The sequence below is a fragment of the Salinibacterium sp. ZJ70 genome (genome assembly GCF_011751865.2).
GTDB lineage: Bacteria > Actinomycetota > Actinomycetes > Actinomycetales > Microbacteriaceae > Homoserinibacter.
In genome coordinates this window covers 231,536-251,853 of sequence record NZ_CP061770.1, presented here as the reverse complement: position 1 = coordinate 251,853, position 20,318 = coordinate 231,536, and the positions used below count along the sequence as shown (strand labels likewise).

Sequence of the window (20,318 nt, the reverse complement as noted above, 5' to 3'; positions counted from 1 at the left end):
GCGACCCTGTGTGGCGGCCTCCGATCGGGGTATCTCCGGACGGCCGTGTACCTCGGAAGGATGACGGCGGCAGCTCGACGCCGCCCGATCCGTGACGCGGGTCGGGGGCGGGGGTCATGATGAAGGGGTGCACCCGGCCCTCGAGCGCTTCTCGCCCGCGACCCGCGAGTGGTTCGCGGGCGCGTTCCCTGAGCCGACCGCGGCCCAGGCGGGCGCGTGGGAGGCGATCTCGTCGGGGCGCCACGCACTCGTCGTCGCCCCCACCGGATCCGGCAAGACGCTCTCGGCGTTCCTCTGGTCGCTCGACCGGCTCATCGATTCGCCGCCCGCGGATCCGCGCACCCGCACGCGCGTGCTGTACATCTCGCCGCTCAAGGCTCTCGGCGTCGATGTCGAGCGCAACCTCCGCTCACCGCTCGTGGGCATCACCCAGACGGCGAAGCGGCTCGGCTCGGAGCCCCCACAGGTCACCGTCGGCGTGCGCTCCGGCGACACCCCCGCCGCGGATCGCCGCCTGCTGCAGCGTGAGCCCCCCGACATCCTCATCACGACCCCCGAGTCGCTCTTCCTCATGCTCACGAGCGCCGCGCGCTCGACCCTCGCGGGCGTCGAGACGGTCATCATCGACGAGATCCACGCCGTCGCCGCGACCAAGCGCGGCGCGCACCTGGCCGTCTCCCTCGAACGCCTCGATGCGCTGCTGCCGAAGCCCGCCCAGCGGATCGGCCTCTCGGCGACGGTGCGTCCGCTCGACGAGGTCGCGCGCTTCCTCGGCGGGCGCGAGCAGGTCGAGATCGTCGCGCCGCCCATCCAGAAGACCTTCGAGCTGCGCGTCGTGGTTCCCGTCGAGGACATGACCGAGCTGGGTGCTCGCGCCACCGAGGAGGCGCTCGACGGCGACGAGAAGGCGCTCGCCTCGGGCGGATCGATCTGGCCGCACGTGGACCGGGCGATCGTCGACGAGGTGCTGCGGCACCGCTCCACGATCGTGTTCGCCAACTCGCGCCGCCTCGCGGAGCGCCTCACCGCCTCGATGAACGAGCTGTACGAGGAGATGCTCGCGGAGGAGGCCGGCGAGACGCCGCCCGAACGCTCGACGAAGACGCCCGCCCAGCTCATGGCGCAGTCGGGGCGCACGGCGGGTGCGGAGCCGATCCTCGCGCGCGCGCACCACGGCTCCGTGTCGAAGGAGCAGCGGGCGCAGATCGAAGACGACCTGAAGTCGGGCAGGCTGCGCTGCGTCGTCGCGACCAGCTCGCTCGAACTCGGCATCGACATGGGCGCCGTCGACCTCGTGATCCAGGTCGAGTCGCCGCCGTCGGTCGCGAGCGGTCTGCAGCGCGTGGGCCGCGCCGGCCACCAGGTGGGCGAGATCTCCAAGGGCGTGATGTTCCCCAAGCATCGCGCCGACCTGCTGCACACCGCGATCGCGACCGAGCGCATGCGGCAGGGCCTCATCGAGGCGATCCAGGTGCCCCAGAATCCGCTCGACATCCTCGCCCAGCAGACGGTCGCCGCCGTCGCCCTCGACACCATAGAGGTCGAGGAGTGGTTCGACCAGGTGCGCCGCTCGGCGCCCTTCGCGACGCTCCCCCGCTCCGCGTTCGAGGCGACGCTCGATCTGCTCGCCGGGCGGTATCCGTCGGATGAGTTCGCCGAGCTGCGCCCCCGCATCGTGTGGGACCGGGTGGCAGGCACCATCAGCGGGCGACCCGGAGCGCAGCGTCTCGCCGTGACGAGCGGCGGCACCATCCCCGACCGCGGCATGTTCGGCGTGTTCATCGTCGGCACCGAAGATGGCGCGCGCCGTGTGGGCGAGCTCGACGAGGAGATGGTCTACGAATCGCGCGTGGGCGACGTGTTCGCGCTCGGTGCGACGAGCTGGCGCATCGAGGAGATCACCTCGGATCGGGTGCTCGTCTCCCCCGCCTTCGGGCAGCCGGGGCGCGTGCCGTTCTGGAAGGGCGACGGCCTCGGGCGTCCCGCGGAGCTGGGGCGCGCGATCGGCGCGTTCGCGGGCGAGCTCGCATCCGGCACCGTCGATCAGGCGCGCCTCGAAGCCGACGGGCTCGACGAGCGCGCCGCTCGCAACCTCGCCGCCTACGTGGCCGAGCAGAAGGCCGCAGTCGGCGTCGTGCCCACCGACCGCACGCTGCTCGTCGAGCGCTTCCGCGACGAGCTCGGCGACTGGCGACTCGTGCTGCACTCGCCCTACGGCACCCCCGTGCACGCGCCGTGGGCGCTCGCGGTCGCCGCGCGCATCCGCGAGCGGCACGGGGTCGACGGGTCGGCGATGGCGGGTGACGACGGCATCGTCGTGCGCCTGCCCGAGACGGATGCCGAACCGCCGGGCGCGGAGCTCTTCATCTTCGAGCCGGGCGAACTCGACACGATCGTCACCGAGGAGGTCGGGGGCTCTGCGCTCTTCGCCTCCCGGTTCCGCGAATCTGCGGCGCGCGCGCTGCTGCTGCCGCGTCGCAACCCCGGCAAGCGGTCGCCGCTGTGGCAGCAGCGGCAGCGTTCGGCGCAGCTGCTCGAGGTGGCGCGCAAGTACCCGAGCTTCCCGATCATCCTCGAGACGGTGCGCGAGGTGCTGCAGGACGCCTACGACCTGCCGTCGCTGCACGAGCTCGCGACCGAGATCGAGTCGAAGCGGGTGCGGCTCGTCGAGGTCGAGACGGATGCGCCGAGCCCGTTCGCTCGCACCCTGCTGTTCGGCTACGTGGCGGCGTTCCTGTACGAGGGCGATTCTCCGCTCGCCGAGCGCCGTGCGGCGGCGCTGTCGCTCGATCCGTCGCTGCTGGCGGAGCTGCTGGGGCGCGCCGAGCTGCGGGAGCTGCTCGATCCGGAGGTCATCGCGCAGACCGAGCGCGAGCTGCAGCGCCTCGAGCCCGACCGCCATGCGAAGGACGCCGAGGGCCTCGTCGACCTCCTCCGCATCCTCGGCCCGCTCTCGCTCGCCGAGCTCGCCGCCCGCACCACCCTCGCTGAGGTGTCAGAACACGCCGCAGCGGCTGGCGCGCAGGCGGCACAAACTGACACCTCAGGGGTGGTGGGCGGGATGCTGGCCGGGCTCGCGCGGGCGAACCGCGTGCTGCGGGTGCAGATCGCGGGCCTCGAGCGCTGGGCGGTCGTCGAGGATGCGGCGCGCCTGAGGGATGCGCTCGGGGTGCCGCTTCCGATCGGCGTGCCGAGCGTCTTCCTCGAGCCCGTCGCCGATCCGGTGGGCGACCTCGTGAGCCGCTACTCCCGCACCCACGGACCCTTCACTGCCGCGGATGCCGCGACGCGCCTGGGCCTCGGCGTCGCCGTCGTCACGGATGCGCTGCGGCGCCTCGCTGCCGACCGCCGCGCGGTCGAGGGAGAGTTCCGCCCCGGCGCCACCGGCTCCGAATGGGTCGACCCGGAGGTGCTGCGGCGTCTGCGCGCTCGCTCGCTCGCGGCGCTGCGCGCCGAGGTGGAGCCGGTGCCGCAGGCCGCGCTCGGGCGCTTCCTGCCGGAGTGGCAGCACATGCGCGTGAACGGACGCGGAGGCCTGCGCGGCATCGACGGCCTCGTCTCGGTCATCGATCAGCTCGGAGGCCTCGCCCTCCCCGCGACGAGCTGGGAGAGCCTCGTGCTCCCCGGGCGCGTGCGCGACTACAGCCCCGCGATGCTCGATGAGCTGATGGCCGCAGGCGAGGTGCTGTGGGCGGGCCACGGCGAGCTGCCGGGCGGCGACGGATGGGTGAGCCTGCACCTCGCGGACGCCGCGCACCTGACGCTCCCGGAACCGCTCGCCCTCGAACCGGACCCGCTGCGGGACCGCCTGCTCGAGAGCCTCGCCGGCGGCGGCGGGTACTTCTTCCGCCAGCTCGCGGCGAACGCGGCAGGGCCTGAGGCGGCGACCGACACCGAGGTCGCGCGGGCGCTCTGGGAGCTCGTGTGGGCAGGGCTCGTGACGGGCGACACCTTCACGGCTCTGCGCTCCCGGCTGGGCGCCACGACCTCTCGCCCCCGGGCGACCCCGCGCGGACGCGCCCACCGCGCCCGGGCACGCGTCGCCTCCTCGCTCGCCGCGAGCGCCCCGCCGACCGTCGCCGGGCGCTGGAGCCTGCTGCCGCGCACCGAGGTCGCGGCAACCGCCCGTGCCGCGGCGCTCGTCGAGCAGCTGCTCGAACGCCACGGGGTCGTCACGCGCGGCGCCGTGCAGGCGGAGGGCGTGGAGGGCGGCTTCTCGCTCGCGTACAAGGTGCTGCGACAGATGGAGGAGACCGGCCGTGTGCGTCGCGGCTACTTCGTCGACGGCCTCGGCGCCGCCCAGTTCGCGACGCCCGCGACGGTGGATCGGCTGCGCACCTTCCACACCGACCGCGACGAGGAGGCTCCTCCCGTGGCTGTGACGCTCGGCGCGACCGACCCCGCGAATCCGTACGGCGCGGCCCTCGGCTGGCCGTCGCGTGCGGAGGGGCACCGCCCAGGACGCAAAGCGGGGGCGCTCGTCGTGCTCGTCGACGGCGAACTCGGCCTCTACGTGGAGAAGGGCGGCAAGACGGTGCTGAGCTTCCTCGATGCCGACGACGAGGTGCGCGTCGAGGCCGCCGCGGCATCCCTCGCATCCACGATCCGGGATGCCGGCGGGCGCCTGCGCATCGAGCGCATCGACGGCGAATTCGCGATCGGCACACTCCTCGGCTCGGCCCTCGAGCGGGCGGGCTTCGCCCCCACGCCGCAAGGTCTGCGCCTGCGCTGAGCTGGCGATCTCGCGCTCTCGCCGACGCGCCGCCCAGCGCGGCGTCGGCACTGTGAGGTAGCGTGCCGGACATGCCCGAGGGAGACACCGTCTGGCGCCAGGCCCGCCAGCAGCACGACGCGCTCGCTGGCCGCGTTCTCACCGAGAGCGACATCCGGGTGCCCGCCTTCGCCACGCTCGACCTCGTCGGGCAGACGGTTCACGAGGTCGTCTCACGCGGCAAGCACCTGCTGCACCGGGTGGGCGACGTCACCATCCACTCGCACCTGAAGATGGAGGGCACCTGGCGGCTGTTCCACCGCGGCGAGCGCTGGAGTCGTCCCGCGCATCATGCCCGCGCGGTGCTCGGTGTCGAGTCCATGCAGTCGGTCGGATTCGAGCTGGGCATCCTCGACGTCGTTCCGACCACCGAGGAGCATCGTGTGGTCGGCCATCTCGGCCCCGACCTGCTGGGCTCCGACTGGGATGCCGACCACGCGCTCAGCCGCCTCACCGCCGTGCCCGAGGTGCCGATCTTCACGGCTCTGCTCGACCAGCGCAACCTCGCCGGCATCGGCAACGTGTACGCGAACGAGCTGTGCTTCGTTCGGGGTCTCTTGCCCACGCGCCCCGTCAGTGAGGTCGACGATGTGCCTGCGGTCATCTCGCTCGCGCACCGGATGCTGCACGCGAACCGCTCGCGCAGCATCCGGGTGACGACGGGCGACACCCGACCGGGTCGGCGCAGCTGGGTCTACGGCCGCAGCGGGCGCCCGTGTCTGCGCTGCGGCACCCCGCTGCGTGGCGGCGAACTGGGACGCGTGGCGGGCGAGGAGCGCCTGGTCACCTGGTGCCCGAACTGCCAGCGCTGACATCCGGTGACAGACGAGCGGTCACTCGTCGCGGTGCGGCAGGCGCCCCCAGTGCACGGCGAACATCACAAGCACGGCGCTCAGAATGAGCACCCCCGTGCAGATCGCGAGCGGTGCGGCGAAAACGAGCGACTGCATGAGCACATACCCGCCCTGCGTGAAGAGCAGCTGTCCGCCTTCGCCCTCGCGCATCGCGTACTGCAGAACGAACACGCCGAGCGCGATGCTCGCCACCCCGATGACGGCAAGCGCGACGATGAAGGGGTTGCGCCACGGCGCACGGCCGACGGCGATCACAGCGGTCGCGGCGACGGCCTCGGAGGCGGCGGGCGCGCCGCTCGCCGCCGTCGCCTGGCTGGGCGCTGCAGGCGCCGGAGCTGAAGGCCCGCGCCCCGAGGCAGACGAGGACACCCTGGGGACGAGAGGGGGCCCGAACGCCACCGTCGGCCGCTGCGCATCCGCCCCTGCCCCCGGATCGAAGCCCCGCTGGAACGCGGGGTCGTAGCGAGGGTCGAGGCCGGGCTTCTCTGCCATGCGTCGAGCATAGGAGGTGGTGCACGGGGATGGGGAGGCCCCGCCCCCCAGAATGGGTGGGTGAGCACCCCGCCCGAGAGCACCCGAACCCGCACCGTGATCGGCGCGTCCACGCAGGTGGGAACGGAGGTGTCGATCAACCTGGGTTCGGCGCTCGCGGGGGTGGCGATCGGCTACGTCGGCTCGCCGATCGTGGTGGCGGTGCGTCAGCTGGTGATGCTCGTCGTGCTGCTGCCGTTCTATCGACCGCGACGCTCGCTTCTCACCTGGCGGCGTCTGTGGCCCGCGGTGATGCTGGGGGTCACGCTCGCGGTCATGAACCTCGCGTTCTACGAGTCGGTGCACCTGCTGGGGCTCGGCATCGCCGCGACGATCGAGTTCCTCGGGCCGCTGCTGCTGGCCCTGGCGACCTCGCGTCGCGCGCTCGACGTGGTGTGCGTGGTCATAGCGGGGGCGGGAGTCGTGCTGCTCACGGGGCTCGAGGGCCAGATCGATGGATGGGGTGTCGCCCTGGCGCTCACGGCCGCCGCCGCGTGGGCCGCGTACATCCTGCTCACTCGCCGCGTCGCGCTCGCGCTTCCCGGACTCGAGGGCCTCACGGTCGCGAGCATCGTGAGCCTCGCGCTCATCCTGCCGGTGGCCGCGTTCGGGCTGCCGTCGGCGCAGTTCTCCTGGCCTGTGCTCGGGCTGCTGCTCGGCATCGGCCTGCTGTCGTCGGCGATCCCGTATTCGCTCGACACCTTCATCCTGCGGCGCATCACCCCGCGGCTGTACGCGATCATCACGGCATTCGGGCCGGTCGTCGCCGCGATCTTCGGATGGATCGTGCTCGGTGAGCGCCTGGGACCGGTGCAGCTGCTCGCGATCGTGCTCGTGTGCGTCGCGGCGGGCACCGCGATCGCCACCCAGCGCGAGCCGCGCAGCGACCTCGAGCAGACGGCGGAGGCCATCCCCTGAGCGTGCGTCACGGGAGCACCGTGGAGCACATCGCGGGCGCCTGATGACGTCCGATCACCGCCTTTCGCCCCGGATCGATCAGGCGTCGCACGCTCAGACGCCGAGCGCCTCGCGCAGGGCGAGAAGCGCGGCGGCGACCGTCTGCTCGACGATCTCGCCCGGCTCGCCGTCGAACGCGTACTCGCTCACGTGGGTCTCGCCACCGTGCGAGACCGCCATGAAGACCGTGCCCGGCGGGTGCGACTCCTCGTCGTCGGGGCCACCGACGCCCGTCACCGCGACCGCGACATCCGCGCCCACGAGCTCCCGCACCCCCTCGGCCATCTGCCGCGCGACGGGCGCCGTCACCACGGGCCCCATCGGCACTCCGAGGGCGCGATTCTTCGTCTGCACGCTGTAGGCGACCACGCCGCCTGCGAACCACTCGGATGCATCGGGCGCCTTCGCGAGCGCCTGGGCGATCGCACCCCCCGTGAGCGATTCGGCGACCGCGATCGTCACGCCGGCTTCGCCTGCTGCGCGGGCGATCCGCTCCGCATCCGTCTCGATCCGGTTCATGCGCACTCCTCTCGTCGGGCCTCGACCCCACGGTAGGGGCGTGCGTCAGCCCGCGAACGGGGCTTGACTCAGATCCAGCCGTGCGTCCATGCGATCTCGGCCGCCTCGTGGCGGGTGCGCGCGTCGAGCTTCGTCATCGCAGCCGAGAGGTAGTTGCGCACGGTGCCCGGGGCGAGATGCAGCGCGTCGGCGATGTCCTGCACGCTCACCGCGGTGCGCGCGTGCCGAAGGGCGTCGAGCTCGCGATCGGTGAGCGGGCAGCGTTCGGCTGTGAGCGCCGTCGCCGCGATCTCCGCATCGATGTAGCGCTTGCCGGAGGCGACGTCGCGGATGACCTGTGCGAGCTCCTCGGCGGGTGTCGACTTGGGCACGAACCCGGAGACCCGCGCCGCCAGTGCGCGCCGCAGCACGCCGGGCCGGGCATGACGGGTGACGATCACGACGCGGGTCGCCACACGCGCGAGGATGCGCGACGCGGCCTCGACGCCGTCGAGCTGCGGCATCTCCAGATCGAGCAGGCAGACATCCGGTCGCAGTTCGACAGCCTGATCGAGCGCGGATTGCCCGTTGTCGACGCTCGCGACGACCTCGATGTCCGGTTCGAGAGCGAGCAGGGCCGCGAGGGCCCCGCGGATGAGGTGCTCGTCGTCGGCGATCAGGAGGCGGATCGGGTCGCTCATGCGTGCACCTCCACCGCAGCGGGAACGCGCACGTCGAGGCGGAACTCACCCTCGATGAGCGCGTCATCGACCGTGCCGCCGATCGCCGCGACCCGCTCCCGCAGACCCGCGAGTCCGCTGCTCGTGCTGTCGCCTCCCGTGCGCTCGTGCGACCCATCGTTGACGATCGCGAGCGTGACCCCGTCGGGGCCTGTCGAGATGCGGATCGCGGCGCGCGTCGCCGAGCTGTGGCGCAGGATGTTCGTGGTCGCCTCCCTCACGGCGAGCGCCAGCACGCGGCGCACCTCGGCATCCGCGGGCAGGCCGTCGACGTCGAGCGTGCACTCGGCACCCGAGAGCTCCAGCACGTCGCGCGCGTTCTCGAGCTCGGCATCCAGGTCGACACCGCGGTAGCCGGCGACGAGCGAACGCGTCTCTTCGAGGGCCTGCTTGGCGATGAGCCGGGTCTCTCGCAGCTGCTCGCGCGCGGAGGCGGGGTCACGCTCCAGCAGCCGCTCGGCGAGTTCGGCCTTGAGCGCGATCACCTGCAGGTGATGCCCCTGGATGTCGTGCAGATCGGCGGCGAACCGCAGCCGCTCCTCGGCGACCGCGAGCTCGCCCGCGGCACGGCGGTGCCGGTCGAGCGTGACCACGATCTCCCACCACCAGACGCTCGAGAACACCATGATCGGCAGGCCCGCGGTGTAGAGCGCCACGAGCCGCACCGGGCCGCCCAGCTCGACACCTGTGGGCTCGGCGAGCTCGGCCCCGAGCATCGCGTGCGCACCTGCGGCGGCGAGCACGACGACCGTGATCCCGATCCGCGCGTTCCTCGGCAGGAGCGCGGCCACGAGAGTTCCGGCGACGACGAGCGGCACCGCCGCGACGAGGGCCGCTCCCGGCGCCCACAGCCCGAGGACCCACGCCGTCGAGGCCGTCAGCAGAAGCGCGGTCGTCCACGCGGGATGCGGGAGGCCGCCGCCGAGCCCGACTCGCAGGAACCAGCAGAAGCGGATGGCGAGCGCGCTCGCCGCGAGCATCGCGAGCACGGTCGCCACCTGCACCGGGTGAGGCTCGACGGCGAGCACGTCGACGAGCAGCAGGAGGGAGATGCCCATGAGCACCGCGATCATGAAGACGAGGGAGCCGAGGGTCGTGACCCAGGTCGTGTGGACGCCGCGGACGGGGGGTTCAGGCTGAGACACGCCCCCCAGGTTAGGACAGTGACAGATGTCATGGTCGCGCGTGCGCAGATGCACGACGAGTCATGACATCACGCCACTGCCGCACGCCCGGCACGCCGCACAGGATGGAGTCATCGCCTCGGAGCACCCCGGTTCCGCGGCCCGCAACCACCCCACGAAAGGCACCCCCATGATCGACGCGCTCCGCGAATTCACCGCCTCCTTCCCCGAGATCCTGCAGTGGCTCGGTGTGGCACTTGTCTCCGCGATCCCGTTCGTCGAGTCGTACATCGGATCGGCCGTCGGCGTCATCGCCGGCATCCACCCGGCGGTCGCGATCGCCGCGGCGGTCGTCGGCAACGTCATCTCGATGCTCGCGTTCGTCTTCGCAGCGCACGGCCTGCGCAGCAAGGTGACGGCCGGCCGCCCCGAGAAGCCCGAGAGCCCGCGTCGTCAGAAGCTGCGCGAGCGCTTCGACAGGTACGGCGTCGCGGGCGTCAGCCTGCTCGGCCAGACCCTTCTCCCGAGCCAGATCACCTCCGCTGCGATGGTGTCGTTCGGGGCATCGCGCAACGTGGTGATCTTCTGGCAGATCATCTCGATCATCCTGTGGGGCGTGCTGTTCGGCGTGCTCGCGACCCTCGGCGTCACACTCGCGCGCTGACCCGGGTGGATGGATGGCGGCACCCCGTGGGGTGCCGCCATCCGCGCGTCTACAGGCCGCGCACCTGGTCGCGCAGCCGCGCCATCCGGTGGTCGAGTTCACGGGCCGCGTTCGCCGCCTCGGTGAGCTCGGCGACGAGTTCCGCGGGCACCGCGCGGTCGTACTTGTAGTAGATCTTGTGCTCGAGGCTCGCCCAGAAGTCCATCGCGATGGTGCGGATCTGGATCTCCACCGGCACGATCTCGGTGCGGTTCGACAGGAACACGGGCACCGTCACGATCATGTGCAGGCTCTGATACCCGTTCTCCTTTGGCTGCGCGATGTAGTCCTTCACCTCGAGCACCTCGACGTCGGACTGCCGCGTCAGCATCTGCGCGACGGAGTAGGCATCGGCGACGAACGCCGTCACGATCCGCACCCCGGCGATGTCGCGGATGCGCTCGCGCACCGCAGCGACATCCGGCGGACACTGCGTGCGACGGATCTTCTCGATGATCGAATCCATCGACTTGAGCCGCGAGCCGACGTGCTCGATGGGGCTGTAGTCGTGGATCGACTCGAACTCCTCCTGCAGGATGGCGACCTTGGTGGTGAGTTCGTCGATCGCGAACTTGTACGGCAGGTGGAACTGGGCGACGCTGCGCTGCAGGCTCTTGATCGAGGTGAGCGGCGCTGGACCCTGCCCCGCGCCGGGAGCCTCGAGTCCGGTCATCGAGGTGAAGAGCCCCCGGTAGATGTCGAGATCCGCCTCGGGGAGCGGGTCGACGGTGCCGGGGGAGACGACGAGATCGGTCACGTTCCGACGCTATCGGCGGATCTCATGGAGAACCTGAGACGATCGCGAACAGCGGAGGAATCTCGTGTGGGAAGAGTCCGCCGCTCGCGCGGGTTGCATCCCCCGTCCTCACCGAAAGGAAGCCCATGACCATCCTCGTCACCGGAACCTCGGGACACCTCGGCCGCCTCGTCGTCGAATCCCTCCTCGCGCGCGGCGTCGCGCCCTCCGAGATCCGTGCGGGCGCGCGCGACACGGCGAAGATCGCCGATCTCGCCGCCGCGGGCGTGGAGACCGTGCGTCTGGACTACAACGACCCCGCGTCGGTGCAGGCCGCCGTCGACGGCGCCGACAAGGTGCTTCTCATCTCGGGCTCCGAGGTGGGGCGGCGCGTGGCGCAGCACACCGCGGTGATCGACGCGGCCGTCGCCGCCGGGGTGTCGCAGTTCGTCTACACGAGCGCCCCGCACGTGGACACCTCCGCTCTCGTTCTCGCCCCCGAACACAAGGCCACCGAGGAGGCGATCACCGCCTCAGGGCTTCCCGCCACCGTGCTGCGCAACAACTGGTACACCGAGAACTACGTGCGGGAGATCGAGCCGGCGCGCGCCACGGGCGTGCTCGCCGCGAGCGCCGGAGACGGTCGTGTCGCATCGGCCAGCCGCGCGGACTACGCGGAGGCCGCCGCGGCGGTGCTCACGACCGACGGACACCTCGGTGCCGTCTACGAGCTCGGCGGCGACGATGCGTGGAACTACGACGAGCTCGCGGCGGCGATCGGTGCGATCGTCGGCCGTGAGGTGATCTACGAGCGCCTCACGGCCGAACAGCACGCCGAACGCCTGCAGAGCTTCGGGCTGGATGCCGGGACGATCGGCTTCGTGATCGCGCTGGACGCGAACATCCGCGAAGGCGCGCTCGCCGAGACGACGGGCGACCTGTCGCGCCTCATCGGCCGCCCCACGACCCCGCTCATCGAGGGGCTGCGCGCGGCGATCGCCGGCTGACGCGGCGTCGGATCAGTCGGCGTCGGGGCCCGCATCGACCTCGATGTAGGCCTCGACATCCTCTTCGAACTCGAGGCGGATGTCGCCGTCCGGGCCCCCGGGACGCACCACCGCCGTGTCGGCGATGTCGATGCGTGTGGCGCCGTCGCTGCCCTCCGAGAGGGTGATGCGAGGCGCCGCATCCTCGGGCACAGCCTTCGGCGCCGCGGTGAGCTGCTCAGCGCGCTCGTCCGGATCCAGGATCTCTTGCGGAGTCATGCGGCCATGATGCGCGCGTGATGCGACGCCCCACAAGGGCTTGCGCGGAGCCGGATAGGCGCCCCCATGGCCGTGGTTCGAACCACCCCGGATCATCCGTTAGACTCGTTGGCGGTACCGTGTCCGAGCGGCCGAAGGAGCATGTCTCGAAAACATGTGATGGTTCACGCCATCCGTGGGTTCAAATCCCACCGGTACCGCCAGTCGAAAGCCCCGCCTCGTGCGGGGCTTTCGCTTTGCCCGGGCGCGTATGCAGATGCCGCACGGCCTCGGCGGGGCGATCTCCGGGCCCCGCTGAGCGGCGCGACTCATCCCCACAGCGGCCGGTCGTGATTCGATGCCCGGCCGGCTCCGTGGGCGCGCAGGTATGCGCGGTGCGCGCCCATGCACGCCGCGCGGAAGGTGCGCCAGTAGCCGACGAGTGCGCGGTCGGCGGGGATCTCGGCCCACGTCGTGGCGCGGTAGCCTCGCTCGCCGCCGATCTCGATCGCGCGCACGATCGCGTAGGGCTTCGCATCCCACGCGCGCATCAGCCAGAGCCCCGGTTCCACCTCGTCGGCGGCGAGCATCGGATGCCAGCGGGGGGCGGAGGAACGGGTCGCGCGTGCGCGCGCGTCGTAGGCGTCCTGGATGTGGTGTCGCACAGTGAGCTCCTCGTGAAGACGGAGCAGCCGGCCCTGCACGTGCAGAAGTGTAGATCGCGACCCTGACATCACCCCGCGGACGCCGACTATCGTGGCCGTATGTTCAAGCTGTCGATCCTCTCGGGTGCCGCGGCGAGCGCCGTGCTCTTCCTGCTCATCGCGCAGATCGCGCTCGCATCGAAGTTGGCCTGGGGCGAGGTGTCGCTCGAGACCTGGTACCAGCAGCCGCTCGCGGTCGCCTTTGCGGCCCTGCTCGTGATCTCGCTGCTGAGCGGGCTCGTCGCCGCCGTCAAGCGCTGAGCGGGCTGGTCGCCGCCGTCAAGCGGTGAGCGCGGTCGCTGAGCGCGCGGGCCTGCCCGCCTCAGCCCGCGAGCGCGACCGCAGTGCCCTGTTGCCCCGGGAGGGGTCGCAAATGACCGGTCCCTCGGCGTGTCGGCGGCCATTTGCGACCCCTCCATCTGAGGCGGGGAGCGCCGGGCGCTGAGTGTGCGGCCGCGTCAGCGCGGGCCCGAGCGTCAGCGCGCGGAGAACTTGGCGATGAGCGCCTGGGCGTCGTCCGTGTCGAACGCGGCGCCGATCATGTGCGCCTCCACCCCCAGCTGCTCCGCGAAGGTGCGCGAGGCCGCGTCGCGGATGAGGCGCTTCGCCTGACCGTATGCTCCCGCGGCGCCGTCGATCCACGTGCGGGCGACCGCTTCTGCGCGGGTCGCGACTTCGTCATCCGCCACGACCTCCGCGGCGAGACCCCACTCGACAGCTTCCGCCCCCGACAGCAGGCGGTCCGAGAGCACAAGCTGCAGCGCACGGCGCTCCCCCACGGCGCGCGCGAGCTGCGCCGACACCGACAGGTCGGGCGTGAGCCCCATGTTGGCGTAACGACTGCCCAGCTTCGAGCCCTCGCCGACGACCGCGTAGTCGCCCGAGAGCAGGATGCCGAGTCCGCCTCCCACCGTCGTGCCGTGCGCCGCGACCGCGACCGGCACGCGCGATCCGACGAGCGAGCGGATGCCGAGGTTGATCACCTGGGCGAGCTCGGTGACGAGCGAACCGGACGACATCTCGCTCATGGCGCGCACATCGCCACCCGCGCAGAACGCAGGGCCGGTCGCATCGATGAGGACGGCGCGCACCTCATGGTGCGTCGTCGCATGGCGGGTGACGGTGACCCACTCGTGGGCCATGGAGGCGTCGAAGGCGTTGAGCCGCTCCGGACGGTTGAGGGTGATCCGGGCAAGACCGCGTTCGACGCTGAACAGGATGGGTGCGCTCACCCTTCCGAGGGTACGACTCAAGCGGCGATACTGGTGCCGATGAGCGACATCCGAACCACTTTCCCAGCCCCGTGCGGCCCGATCACCGGATGGAGCGACGGGACCGTCGTGCGCGCCACCGGCATCCCGTACGGCACCGCCGCGCGCTTCGCCGCACCCACCGCAGCCCCGGACCGCACCGACCCGCTCGACGCGACGACGTGGTCGCCTGTGAGCCCGCAACCCCGCGTGCCGCGACTCGAGAAGCTGCTGGGTGCGGGCGCCGCCCCCATGCCCGCTGATGAGGACTGCCTGCGCGTGTCGATCACGATGCCCGCGGATGCCGCTCCCGACGCCGCCCTCCCGGTGATGGTGTTCGTGCATGGCGGGTCGTATGTGGCGGGCGGCGGCGACAACCCGCTGCACGATCCGGCCCGGCTGGTCGCCGAGCAGGGGGTCGTGGCGGTCAACGTGACCTACCGGCTGGGGCTGTTGGGCTTCCTCGGCGACGGCACGACGCGACCCGCCAACCTCGGCCTCCTCGACATCCGTCTCGCGCTCGCGTGGGTGCGCCGCAACATCGCGGCGTTCGGCGGCGACCCCAGCCGGGTGACCGCGTTCGGCGAATCGGCGGGGGCGGACGCGCTCGCGCACCTGCTGGCGACGTCGGATGTCGCGTCGCTCGTCGACCGCGTCATCCTGCAGTCGACTCCGCTCGGCATCCGCGCGGGGCGGGCGGCGATGTCGGCGGCGATGTTCGCCGAAGCAGCCGACCTGACTGCCGAGACGCCGCTCGACGAGATCCTCGAGCGCCAGCCGCGCGTCTCTGCCGCCGCGGGCGCCTTCGGGCTCACGAGCGCCATGCCGTTCGGGGTGCAGTACGGCCACGCGCCGCTCCCGGACGAGTCCGGCATCGAGGAGGCGTGGGAGGCATCCGCGGGCATCCCTCTTCTCGTCGGCTTCAACTCCAACGAGTCGCGCCTGTTCATCCCCGATCTGCCGAAGATCGGGGCGCTCACCCGGGTGCCGGTGATCGGCCCACTCGTGATGAGAGCAGTCGATCGGGCGCTCACCCGGAAGGTGTACGCGGCGCCTGCGAAGGAGCTCGCCACCCGCCGGGCGCGCGCCGGCGGCGACGCGTGGCTCTACGAGATCTCGTGGGGCGCCCCCGGCAACAGCTACCGCGCCGCACACACCATCGACCTCGCCCTGCTGCTCGGGAATGAGGCGTCGACGGAGGGCTCGATGCTGCTCGCGGGCGCCACGTGGGCCGAGATCGACGAGGCAGGGCGCGGCGTGCGGCAGGCGTGGGCGGACTTCGCCCGCGGCGAGCTCGCGGATGCCGGTCGTCTCGACGGCATCATCCGGTGGGAGCGCGTGGCCGCCTGAGCCGCCACCCTCAGCTGAGCCGCCCCGCGCTCAGTTGAGAGCGGGGGTGTCCTCGGGGATGACGCCCCCGTGGTACAGCGTCGAAGCGAGGTTCTCGAGCGCCCGCAGCGCGACCCGCTGCGTCAGCGGACCATAGGAGATGCGGGCGACGCCGAGCTCCTGATACTCGAGCGCCGTGAGTGCACCCGGCAGCCCGATGACCGACAGCTTCCCCCATCCGAGGCCCTCGACGAGCGGCTCGATCTGCTCCCGGGTGAGCGCCCCCGGAACGAACACGAGCGCCGCGCCCTCATCGAGGAAGGCGCGTCCGCGCTCGATCGCGTCGGCGATGCTCTCCTCCATCGGGCGGTTCTTCGCGCGCACGATCGCATCCGTACGGGCATTCAGCTGGAACTCGATTCCTTCGCTCTCGGCGGTGCGCATGATCGCACGCACCCGATCCGCCGACTCCGTGAGAGGGCGCAGCCGGTCCTCCACGTTCGCACCCACGATGCCCGCTCCGATCGCGCGGCGCGTTGTCTCGGCCGGATCCGCGTAGCCGTCATCGAGGTCGGCCGACACGGGAAGCGAAACCGCCTCGGCGATCGTCTTCGCCCCCTGCAGCGCCAGCTCGAACGGCATCTCGCCGTCGGCGTAGCCGTACATCGCCGCGATCGAATGACCGGCCGTGGCGATGGCCTTCGTCTCGCGGAGACCCGCGACGACCTTCGCGCTCACCGCATCCCACACGTTCACCACCTGCAGGATCTCGGGAGCCTGATGCAGCGCCTTCAGTTCGAGTGCCTTGTCGCGTGTGCTCATGGCGGTGCACCCTATCGCGAACTCCCGGGTGAACTCCCAGGGCCTGCCAGCCGTGATGCTGGATGCTGGTCTGAATCGAGCGGGGAACGAGGAGACGTGGCTGAGCTGCTGTACCGACTGGGGAAGGCCGCCGCTCGCCGTGCAGGCTGGGTGCTCGGCGCGTGGGTGCTGATCCTGGCGCTCGCGGGCGGTGCGTTCGCGCTGTTCTCGGCGGGGCTCACCAACAACTTCGACATCCCCGGCACCGCATCGGCGGAGGTCATCGACGAGCTGCAGCGCGAGCTTCCCGACACCAGTGGCGCCGCCGGCACGATCGTCTTCCACACCGACGACGACGCCCCGTTCACGGATGAGCAGCGCGCGGCGATCGAGGATCTCGTCGCGGGCGCCGAGAACCTTCCCGACATCGCGCGCGCCGTGGGACCGTTCGACGCGGAGCAGCAGCGCGCCGACCAGCTGGCGCAGCTCGAGGCAGGGCGCACACAGATCGCCGACGCTCGCGGCCAGCTGGATGCCGCACAGCAGCAGCTCGACGCCGGGCGCGCACAGCTCGACGCCGGACAGCAGCAGCTCGACGCCGCCCGCGCGCAGCTGGACGCCGCAGGCCTGCCCGCCACCGCCATCGACGCGCAGCTGGGCGCGCAGCAGGCCCAGCTCGACGCCAGCCGCGCCGAGCTCACCGCGGGACAGACCGAGCTCGACGAGAACCGCGCCGAAGTCGACGCCCAGGCTGCGCTTCTCGAGCAGGGTGCCGAACTCCTCGGCTACTCCGAGGGCGTCCGCTTCGTGTCAGAGGACGGCGCGACAGCCGTCGCGAACGTCGTCTTCACCGACACCCGCCTCGAGCTCTCCGACGAGGCGCGCAACTCCCTCATCGACTACTTCACCGACGCCGACATCCCCGGTGTCGAGGTGTCGTTCTCCACCGAGATCGCCCAGGGCATCCCGCAGATCTTCGGCATCGGCGAGGCGATCGGACTGCTCATCGCGGCGATCGTGCTCATCGTGATGCTCGGTTCGCTGCTCGCCGCGACCTTCCCCATCATCACCGCCCTCACCGGCGTCGGGGTGGGCGTGCTCGCGTCCCTGTCTCTCTCGGGCGTTGTGCAGATGGCGTCCGTGACGCCCGTGCTGGGCGTCATGCTCGGCCTCGCCGTCGGCATCGACTATGCGCTCTTCATCGTCAACCGGCACCGCAAGCAGCTGCTCTCGGGGGCCGAGGTGCGTGAATCGATCGGGCTCGCGAACGGCACCGCGGGCACGGCGGTCGTCTTCGCCGGGTCGACGGTCGTCATCGCCCTGCTCGCACTCGCCGTCACCGGCATCCCGTTCCTCGGACTCATGGGCGCGGTGGGCGCGTTCTGCGTCGCCATCGCGGTGCTCATCGCGGTGACGCTCGTGCCGGCGCTGCTGGGCCTCTCGGGCGAGAAGGTGCTCGGGCGCCGAGGCCGCCGACAGCTCGCCGAGGGCCCCGTCGACCACCCCGAGAACAGCGCGCGCCCCATGAGCACGCTGCGGGCGATCGTGACGATCGTGGTCGCCGTCGCCGGCCTGCTGATCCTCGCGCTCCCCGCGACGGGCATGCGCCTGGGGCTCCCCGACGGGTCCGTCGAGCCCGAAGGCTCCACCACCGCTCGCGCGTTCGAACTCACCGAGGAGGCGTTCGGCGCAGGCTCCACGAGCCCGCTGCTCGTCACCGCCACACTGCCCGCAGGCGCCACCGATGACGAGGTCGTCGCGCTGCAGGCGCGCATCGCGCGCGAGATCGCGGACGTCGACGGCGTCACCGCTGTCGCCCCCGTCGATGTCTCCGCCGACAACCGCCTCACGGCATTCCAGGTGATTCCGAGCGAAGGCCCGAACTCGGAGTCCACTGAGCGCATCGTGCACGAGCTGCGGGAGCTCCCCCCGATCGACGACGGCATCGAGCTCGGCGTCGCCGGCCAGGCGGCGATCAACATCGACATCTCGGCCAACCTCGCCGACGTGCTGCCGCTCTACCTGCTGGTCGTCGTGGGCCTCTCGCTCATCATCATGATCGCGGTGTTCCGCTCGATCCTCGTGCCGCTCATCGCCACGACCGGGTTCATCCTGTCGCTGCTGGCGACATTCGGCGGGCTCACCGCGGTGTTCCAGCTCGGGTGGGCGTCGAGCCTGTTCACCATCACGACGACGGGCCCCATCCTGAGCTTCCTGCCCGTGATCATCGTGGGCATCCTGTTCGGCCTCGCGATGGACTACCAGCTGTTCCTCGCGACCGGCATGCGCGAGGCGTACGTGCACGGGGCGCCCGCCCGCGTGGCCGTCGCCCGCGGCTACCGCGCGGGGCGCTCGGTGGTGCTCGCGGCGGGGCTCATCATGGTGTCGGTGTTCGGCGGCTTCATCTTCTCCGAGGCGGTGATCATCCGTCAGCTCGGCTTCGGTCTCGCGTTCGGCGTGCTGCTCGACGCCTTCGTCGTGCGCATGCTGCTGATGCCCGCGGTGATGCACCTGCTGGGGCGCTCGGCCTGGTGGATCCCGCGCTGGCTCGACCGCATCCTCCCGAATGTGGATGTGGAGGGCGCCGCCCTCGAGCGTCGCCACCACGCCTGATCGGGCGGCGTGGAGCCGGTTCCACGTATCGTGGCGGGGTGCAGTGCGCGTATTTCGATGCCGGGGTGTGCCGTTCGTGCACCCTCATGGGCGTGGCCTACGACGCGCAGCTCGCGGGCAAGGTGGCGAACGCCGAGCTGCTGCTCGCGCCCTGGGCGGATGCCGAGTGGATGCCGCCCGCCGCGAGCCAGCCTGAGGCCTTCCGCAACAAGGCCAAGATGGTCGTCGGCGGCTCGGTCGAGGCACCCACGCTCGGCATCCTGGATGCCGCCCAGCGCGGCGTCGACCTGCAGGCGTGCGGAGTGCTCGCGATCGGACTGCGCGCGGCCTTCCCCGCGATCAGCGCGTTCATCACGCGCGCGACGCTCACCCCGTACGACATCCCGGCCCGCCGCGGCGAGCTCAAGAACGTGCTGCTCACCGAGTCCCCCGACGGCCGCCTCATGCTGCGATTCGTGCTGCGCTCGACCGAACCCGTGGGGCGCATCCGCAAGCACCTGCCGTGGCTGCTCGAGCAGCTGCCGCAGCTCGCGGTCGTCTCGGTGAACCTGCTGCCGGAGCACAAGGCCGTCGTCGAGGGTGACGAGGAGCTGCTGCTGACGGCCGACGAGTCGCTCGCGATGCGCCTCGACGACATCGTGCTGCATCTGCGGCCAGGCGGCTTCTTCCAGACCAACACGGCGATCGCGGCGGGTCTCTACCGTCAGGCGCGCGCGTGGGTGGATGAGCTCGACCCCGCATCCGTGTGGGATCTCTACTGCGGCGTGGGCGGGTTCGCCCTGCACGTGGCCGCACCCGGTCGCGCCGTGCTCGGCATCGAGTCAAGCGCCCCGGCCGTCGAGAGCGCACGCCTCTCGGCCGCGGAAGCCGGCCTCGTCGACGTCGCTTTCGAGGTGGGCGATGCGACGCGGATGACGGCGGAGCGCGCCCCCGAGGTGGTCATCGTGAACCCGCCGCGGCGGGGTCTCGGCGCGGAGCTGTGCGCGGTGCTGAACGATTCGGATGCGCGTGCGATCGTCTATTCGAGCTGCAACGCCGAGTCCCTCGCTCGTGACCTCGCGGCGATGCCGGGGTTCCGTCCGCGGCGCATCCGGCTCTTCGACATGTTCCCGCAGACCACCCACTACGAGGTGATGGTGCTGCTCACGCGCACCTGATCGAGCCCCGCCTCACGCGGGCTTGGAGTCCTTGCCGTCGAGCCACAGGGTCTCCGACGGGTCGCTGTGCGACGTGCCCGACCGCACGTGCGTGGCGGGCGCGGTCGGCCCGTTCTTGATGACGTGCACGAGCGCCATCCCGTGGCCGCGCCCCAGGTCGTACTCGGTCCTCAGCCATTCCAGGATGACCTTCGCCTTCACCTCGGGGGCGGCGTACCCGCGCCGTTCGGCGACGTCGATGAGCTGTCGTGGGGTGAGCCCCGTCCGGGTCTCGATGGCGTCGAGGTAGGCCTGGAACGACATCCG

Annotated in this window: 19 protein-coding genes and 1 tRNA gene; 10 read left to right on the top strand and 10 right to left on the bottom strand. The window is 71.5% G+C overall.

Features of this window, described 5'->3' with window-relative positions; all coding sequences use genetic code 11:
• Nucleotides 1-127 precede the first annotated feature (127 nt).
• Together HCR12_RS01235 and HCR12_RS01230 are read left to right on the top strand one after the other, a co-directional pair.
• Nucleotides 128-4,732 (top strand): ATP-dependent helicase, encoded by a 4,605-nt coding sequence (locus HCR12_RS01235; RefSeq protein ID WP_166868665.1) that lies wholly within the window; start codon nucleotides 128-130, stop codon nucleotides 4,730-4,732.
• A 71-nt stretch (nucleotides 4,733-4,803) separates the two neighbouring features.
• Nucleotides 4,804-5,583, top strand: coding sequence for a DNA-formamidopyrimidine glycosylase family protein (locus HCR12_RS01230; RefSeq protein WP_166868663.1), 780 nt, complete (start codon nucleotides 4,804-4,806; stop codon nucleotides 5,581-5,583).
• A gap of 21 nt (nucleotides 5,584-5,604) precedes the next feature.
• Here HCR12_RS01230 and HCR12_RS01225 read toward each other — a convergent pair whose 3' ends face one another.
• Nucleotides 5,605-6,117 (bottom strand): hypothetical protein, encoded by a 513-nt coding sequence (locus HCR12_RS01225; RefSeq protein ID WP_166868661.1) that lies wholly within the window; start codon nucleotides 6,115-6,117, stop codon nucleotides 5,605-5,607.
• Between the two features lie 60 nt (nucleotides 6,118-6,177).
• Here HCR12_RS01225 and HCR12_RS01220 point away from each other — a divergent pair, with 60 nt between their 5' ends.
• Nucleotides 6,178-7,074 (top strand): EamA family transporter, encoded by an 897-nt coding sequence (locus HCR12_RS01220; protein ID WP_166868659.1) that lies wholly within the window; start codon nucleotides 6,178-6,180, stop codon nucleotides 7,072-7,074.
• Nucleotides 7,075-7,167: 93 nt separating this feature from the next.
• Here HCR12_RS01220 and HCR12_RS01215 read toward each other — a convergent pair whose 3' ends face one another.
• The 3 genes from HCR12_RS01215 to HCR12_RS01205 form a co-directional block, all read right to left on the bottom strand.
• Entirely contained in the window at nucleotides 7,168-7,632 is a 465-nt protein-coding gene (locus tag HCR12_RS01215; protein WP_166868658.1) for a CinA family protein, read from the bottom strand.
• Nucleotides 7,633-7,700: 68 nt separating this feature from the next.
• A complete protein-coding gene (locus HCR12_RS01210) occupies nucleotides 7,701-8,312 on the bottom strand; it encodes a response regulator transcription factor (RefSeq protein WP_166868655.1) in 612 nt (203 codons plus the stop codon).
• Nucleotides 8,309-9,496, bottom strand: coding sequence for a sensor histidine kinase (locus HCR12_RS01205; RefSeq protein WP_224763576.1), 1,188 nt, complete (start codon nucleotides 9,494-9,496; stop codon nucleotides 8,309-8,311). Before HCR12_RS01205 ends, HCR12_RS01210 begins: the two co-directional genes overlap by 4 nt.
• Before the next feature lie 169 nt (nucleotides 9,497-9,665).
• Here HCR12_RS01205 and HCR12_RS01200 point away from each other — a divergent pair, with 169 nt between their 5' ends.
• On the top strand, nucleotides 9,666-10,139 hold the full coding sequence (locus tag HCR12_RS01200; RefSeq protein WP_166868653.1) for a hypothetical protein: 474 nt from the start codon (nucleotides 9,666-9,668) through the stop codon (nucleotides 10,137-10,139).
• A gap of 49 nt (nucleotides 10,140-10,188) precedes the next feature.
• Here HCR12_RS01200 and HCR12_RS01195 read toward each other — a convergent pair whose 3' ends face one another.
• Entirely contained in the window at nucleotides 10,189-10,935 is a 747-nt protein-coding gene (locus tag HCR12_RS01195) for a GTP pyrophosphokinase (RefSeq protein ID WP_224763574.1), read from the bottom strand.
• 125 nt (nucleotides 10,936-11,060) lie between these two features.
• Between HCR12_RS01195 and HCR12_RS01190 the strand changes: the two genes are divergently transcribed.
• On the top strand, nucleotides 11,061-11,921 hold the full coding sequence (locus HCR12_RS01190) for an SDR family oxidoreductase (RefSeq protein ID WP_166868651.1): 861 nt from the start codon (nucleotides 11,061-11,063) through the stop codon (nucleotides 11,919-11,921).
• Between the two features lie 12 nt (nucleotides 11,922-11,933).
• Here the strand turns inward: HCR12_RS01190 and HCR12_RS01185 are convergent, their stop codons facing one another.
• Nucleotides 11,934-12,179 (bottom strand): multidrug transporter, encoded by a 246-nt coding sequence (locus HCR12_RS01185; protein ID WP_224763572.1) that lies wholly within the window; start codon nucleotides 12,177-12,179, stop codon nucleotides 11,934-11,936.
• Nucleotides 12,180-12,292: 113 nt separating this feature from the next.
• On the opposite strand from HCR12_RS01185, the gene HCR12_RS01180 reads away from it, so the two are divergent.
• Nucleotides 12,293-12,382: transfer RNA gene (locus HCR12_RS01180), tRNA-Ser, on the top strand.
• Between the two features lie 105 nt (nucleotides 12,383-12,487).
• On the opposite strand, the gene HCR12_RS01175 is transcribed toward HCR12_RS01180, so the two are convergent.
• Nucleotides 12,488-12,862 (bottom strand): hypothetical protein, encoded by a 375-nt coding sequence (locus HCR12_RS01175; RefSeq protein ID WP_166868649.1) that lies wholly within the window; start codon nucleotides 12,860-12,862, stop codon nucleotides 12,488-12,490.
• Nucleotides 12,863-12,922: 60 nt separating this feature from the next.
• On the opposite strand from HCR12_RS01175, the gene HCR12_RS01170 reads away from it, so the two are divergent.
• Nucleotides 12,923-13,123 carry a hypothetical protein gene (locus tag HCR12_RS01170; RefSeq protein WP_166868647.1) on the top strand — a complete coding sequence of 67 codons (201 nt, stop codon included), beginning with the start codon at nucleotides 12,923-12,925 and terminating at the stop codon, nucleotides 13,121-13,123.
• A 215-nt stretch (nucleotides 13,124-13,338) separates the two neighbouring features.
• Here HCR12_RS01170 and HCR12_RS01165 read toward each other — a convergent pair whose 3' ends face one another.
• Entirely contained in the window at nucleotides 13,339-14,094 is a 756-nt protein-coding gene (locus HCR12_RS01165) for an enoyl-CoA hydratase/isomerase family protein (RefSeq protein ID WP_166868645.1), read from the bottom strand.
• Nucleotides 14,095-14,133: 39 nt separating this feature from the next.
• Between HCR12_RS01165 and HCR12_RS01160 the strand changes: the two genes are divergently transcribed.
• A complete protein-coding gene (locus tag HCR12_RS01160) occupies nucleotides 14,134-15,462 on the top strand; it encodes a carboxylesterase family protein (protein ID WP_166868643.1) in 1,329 nt (442 codons plus the stop codon).
• 30 nt (nucleotides 15,463-15,492) lie between these two features.
• Here HCR12_RS01160 and HCR12_RS01155 read toward each other — a convergent pair whose 3' ends face one another.
• On the bottom strand, nucleotides 15,493-16,263 hold the full coding sequence (locus HCR12_RS01155; protein ID WP_166868641.1) for an isocitrate lyase/PEP mutase family protein: 771 nt from the start codon (nucleotides 16,261-16,263) through the stop codon (nucleotides 15,493-15,495).
• A gap of 96 nt (nucleotides 16,264-16,359) precedes the next feature.
• On the opposite strand from HCR12_RS01155, the gene HCR12_RS01150 reads away from it, so the two are divergent.
• Nucleotides 16,360-18,855, top strand: a complete 2,496-nt coding sequence (locus HCR12_RS01150) for an MMPL family transporter (RefSeq protein ID WP_166868640.1) — start codon at nucleotides 16,360-16,362, stop codon at nucleotides 18,853-18,855.
• A gap of 38 nt (nucleotides 18,856-18,893) precedes the next feature.
• Nucleotides 18,894-20,012 (top strand): 23S rRNA (uracil(747)-C(5))-methyltransferase RlmC, encoded by a 1,119-nt coding sequence (rlmC, locus tag HCR12_RS01145; RefSeq protein WP_166868638.1) that lies wholly within the window; start codon nucleotides 18,894-18,896, stop codon nucleotides 20,010-20,012.
• 12 nt (nucleotides 20,013-20,024) lie between these two features.
• Here the strand turns inward: rlmC and HCR12_RS01140 are convergent, their stop codons facing one another.
• Nucleotides 20,025-20,315, bottom strand: a complete 291-nt coding sequence (locus tag HCR12_RS01140) for a DUF4287 domain-containing protein (RefSeq protein WP_166868636.1) — start codon at nucleotides 20,313-20,315, stop codon at nucleotides 20,025-20,027.
• Nucleotides 20,316-20,318 lie beyond the last annotated feature (3 nt).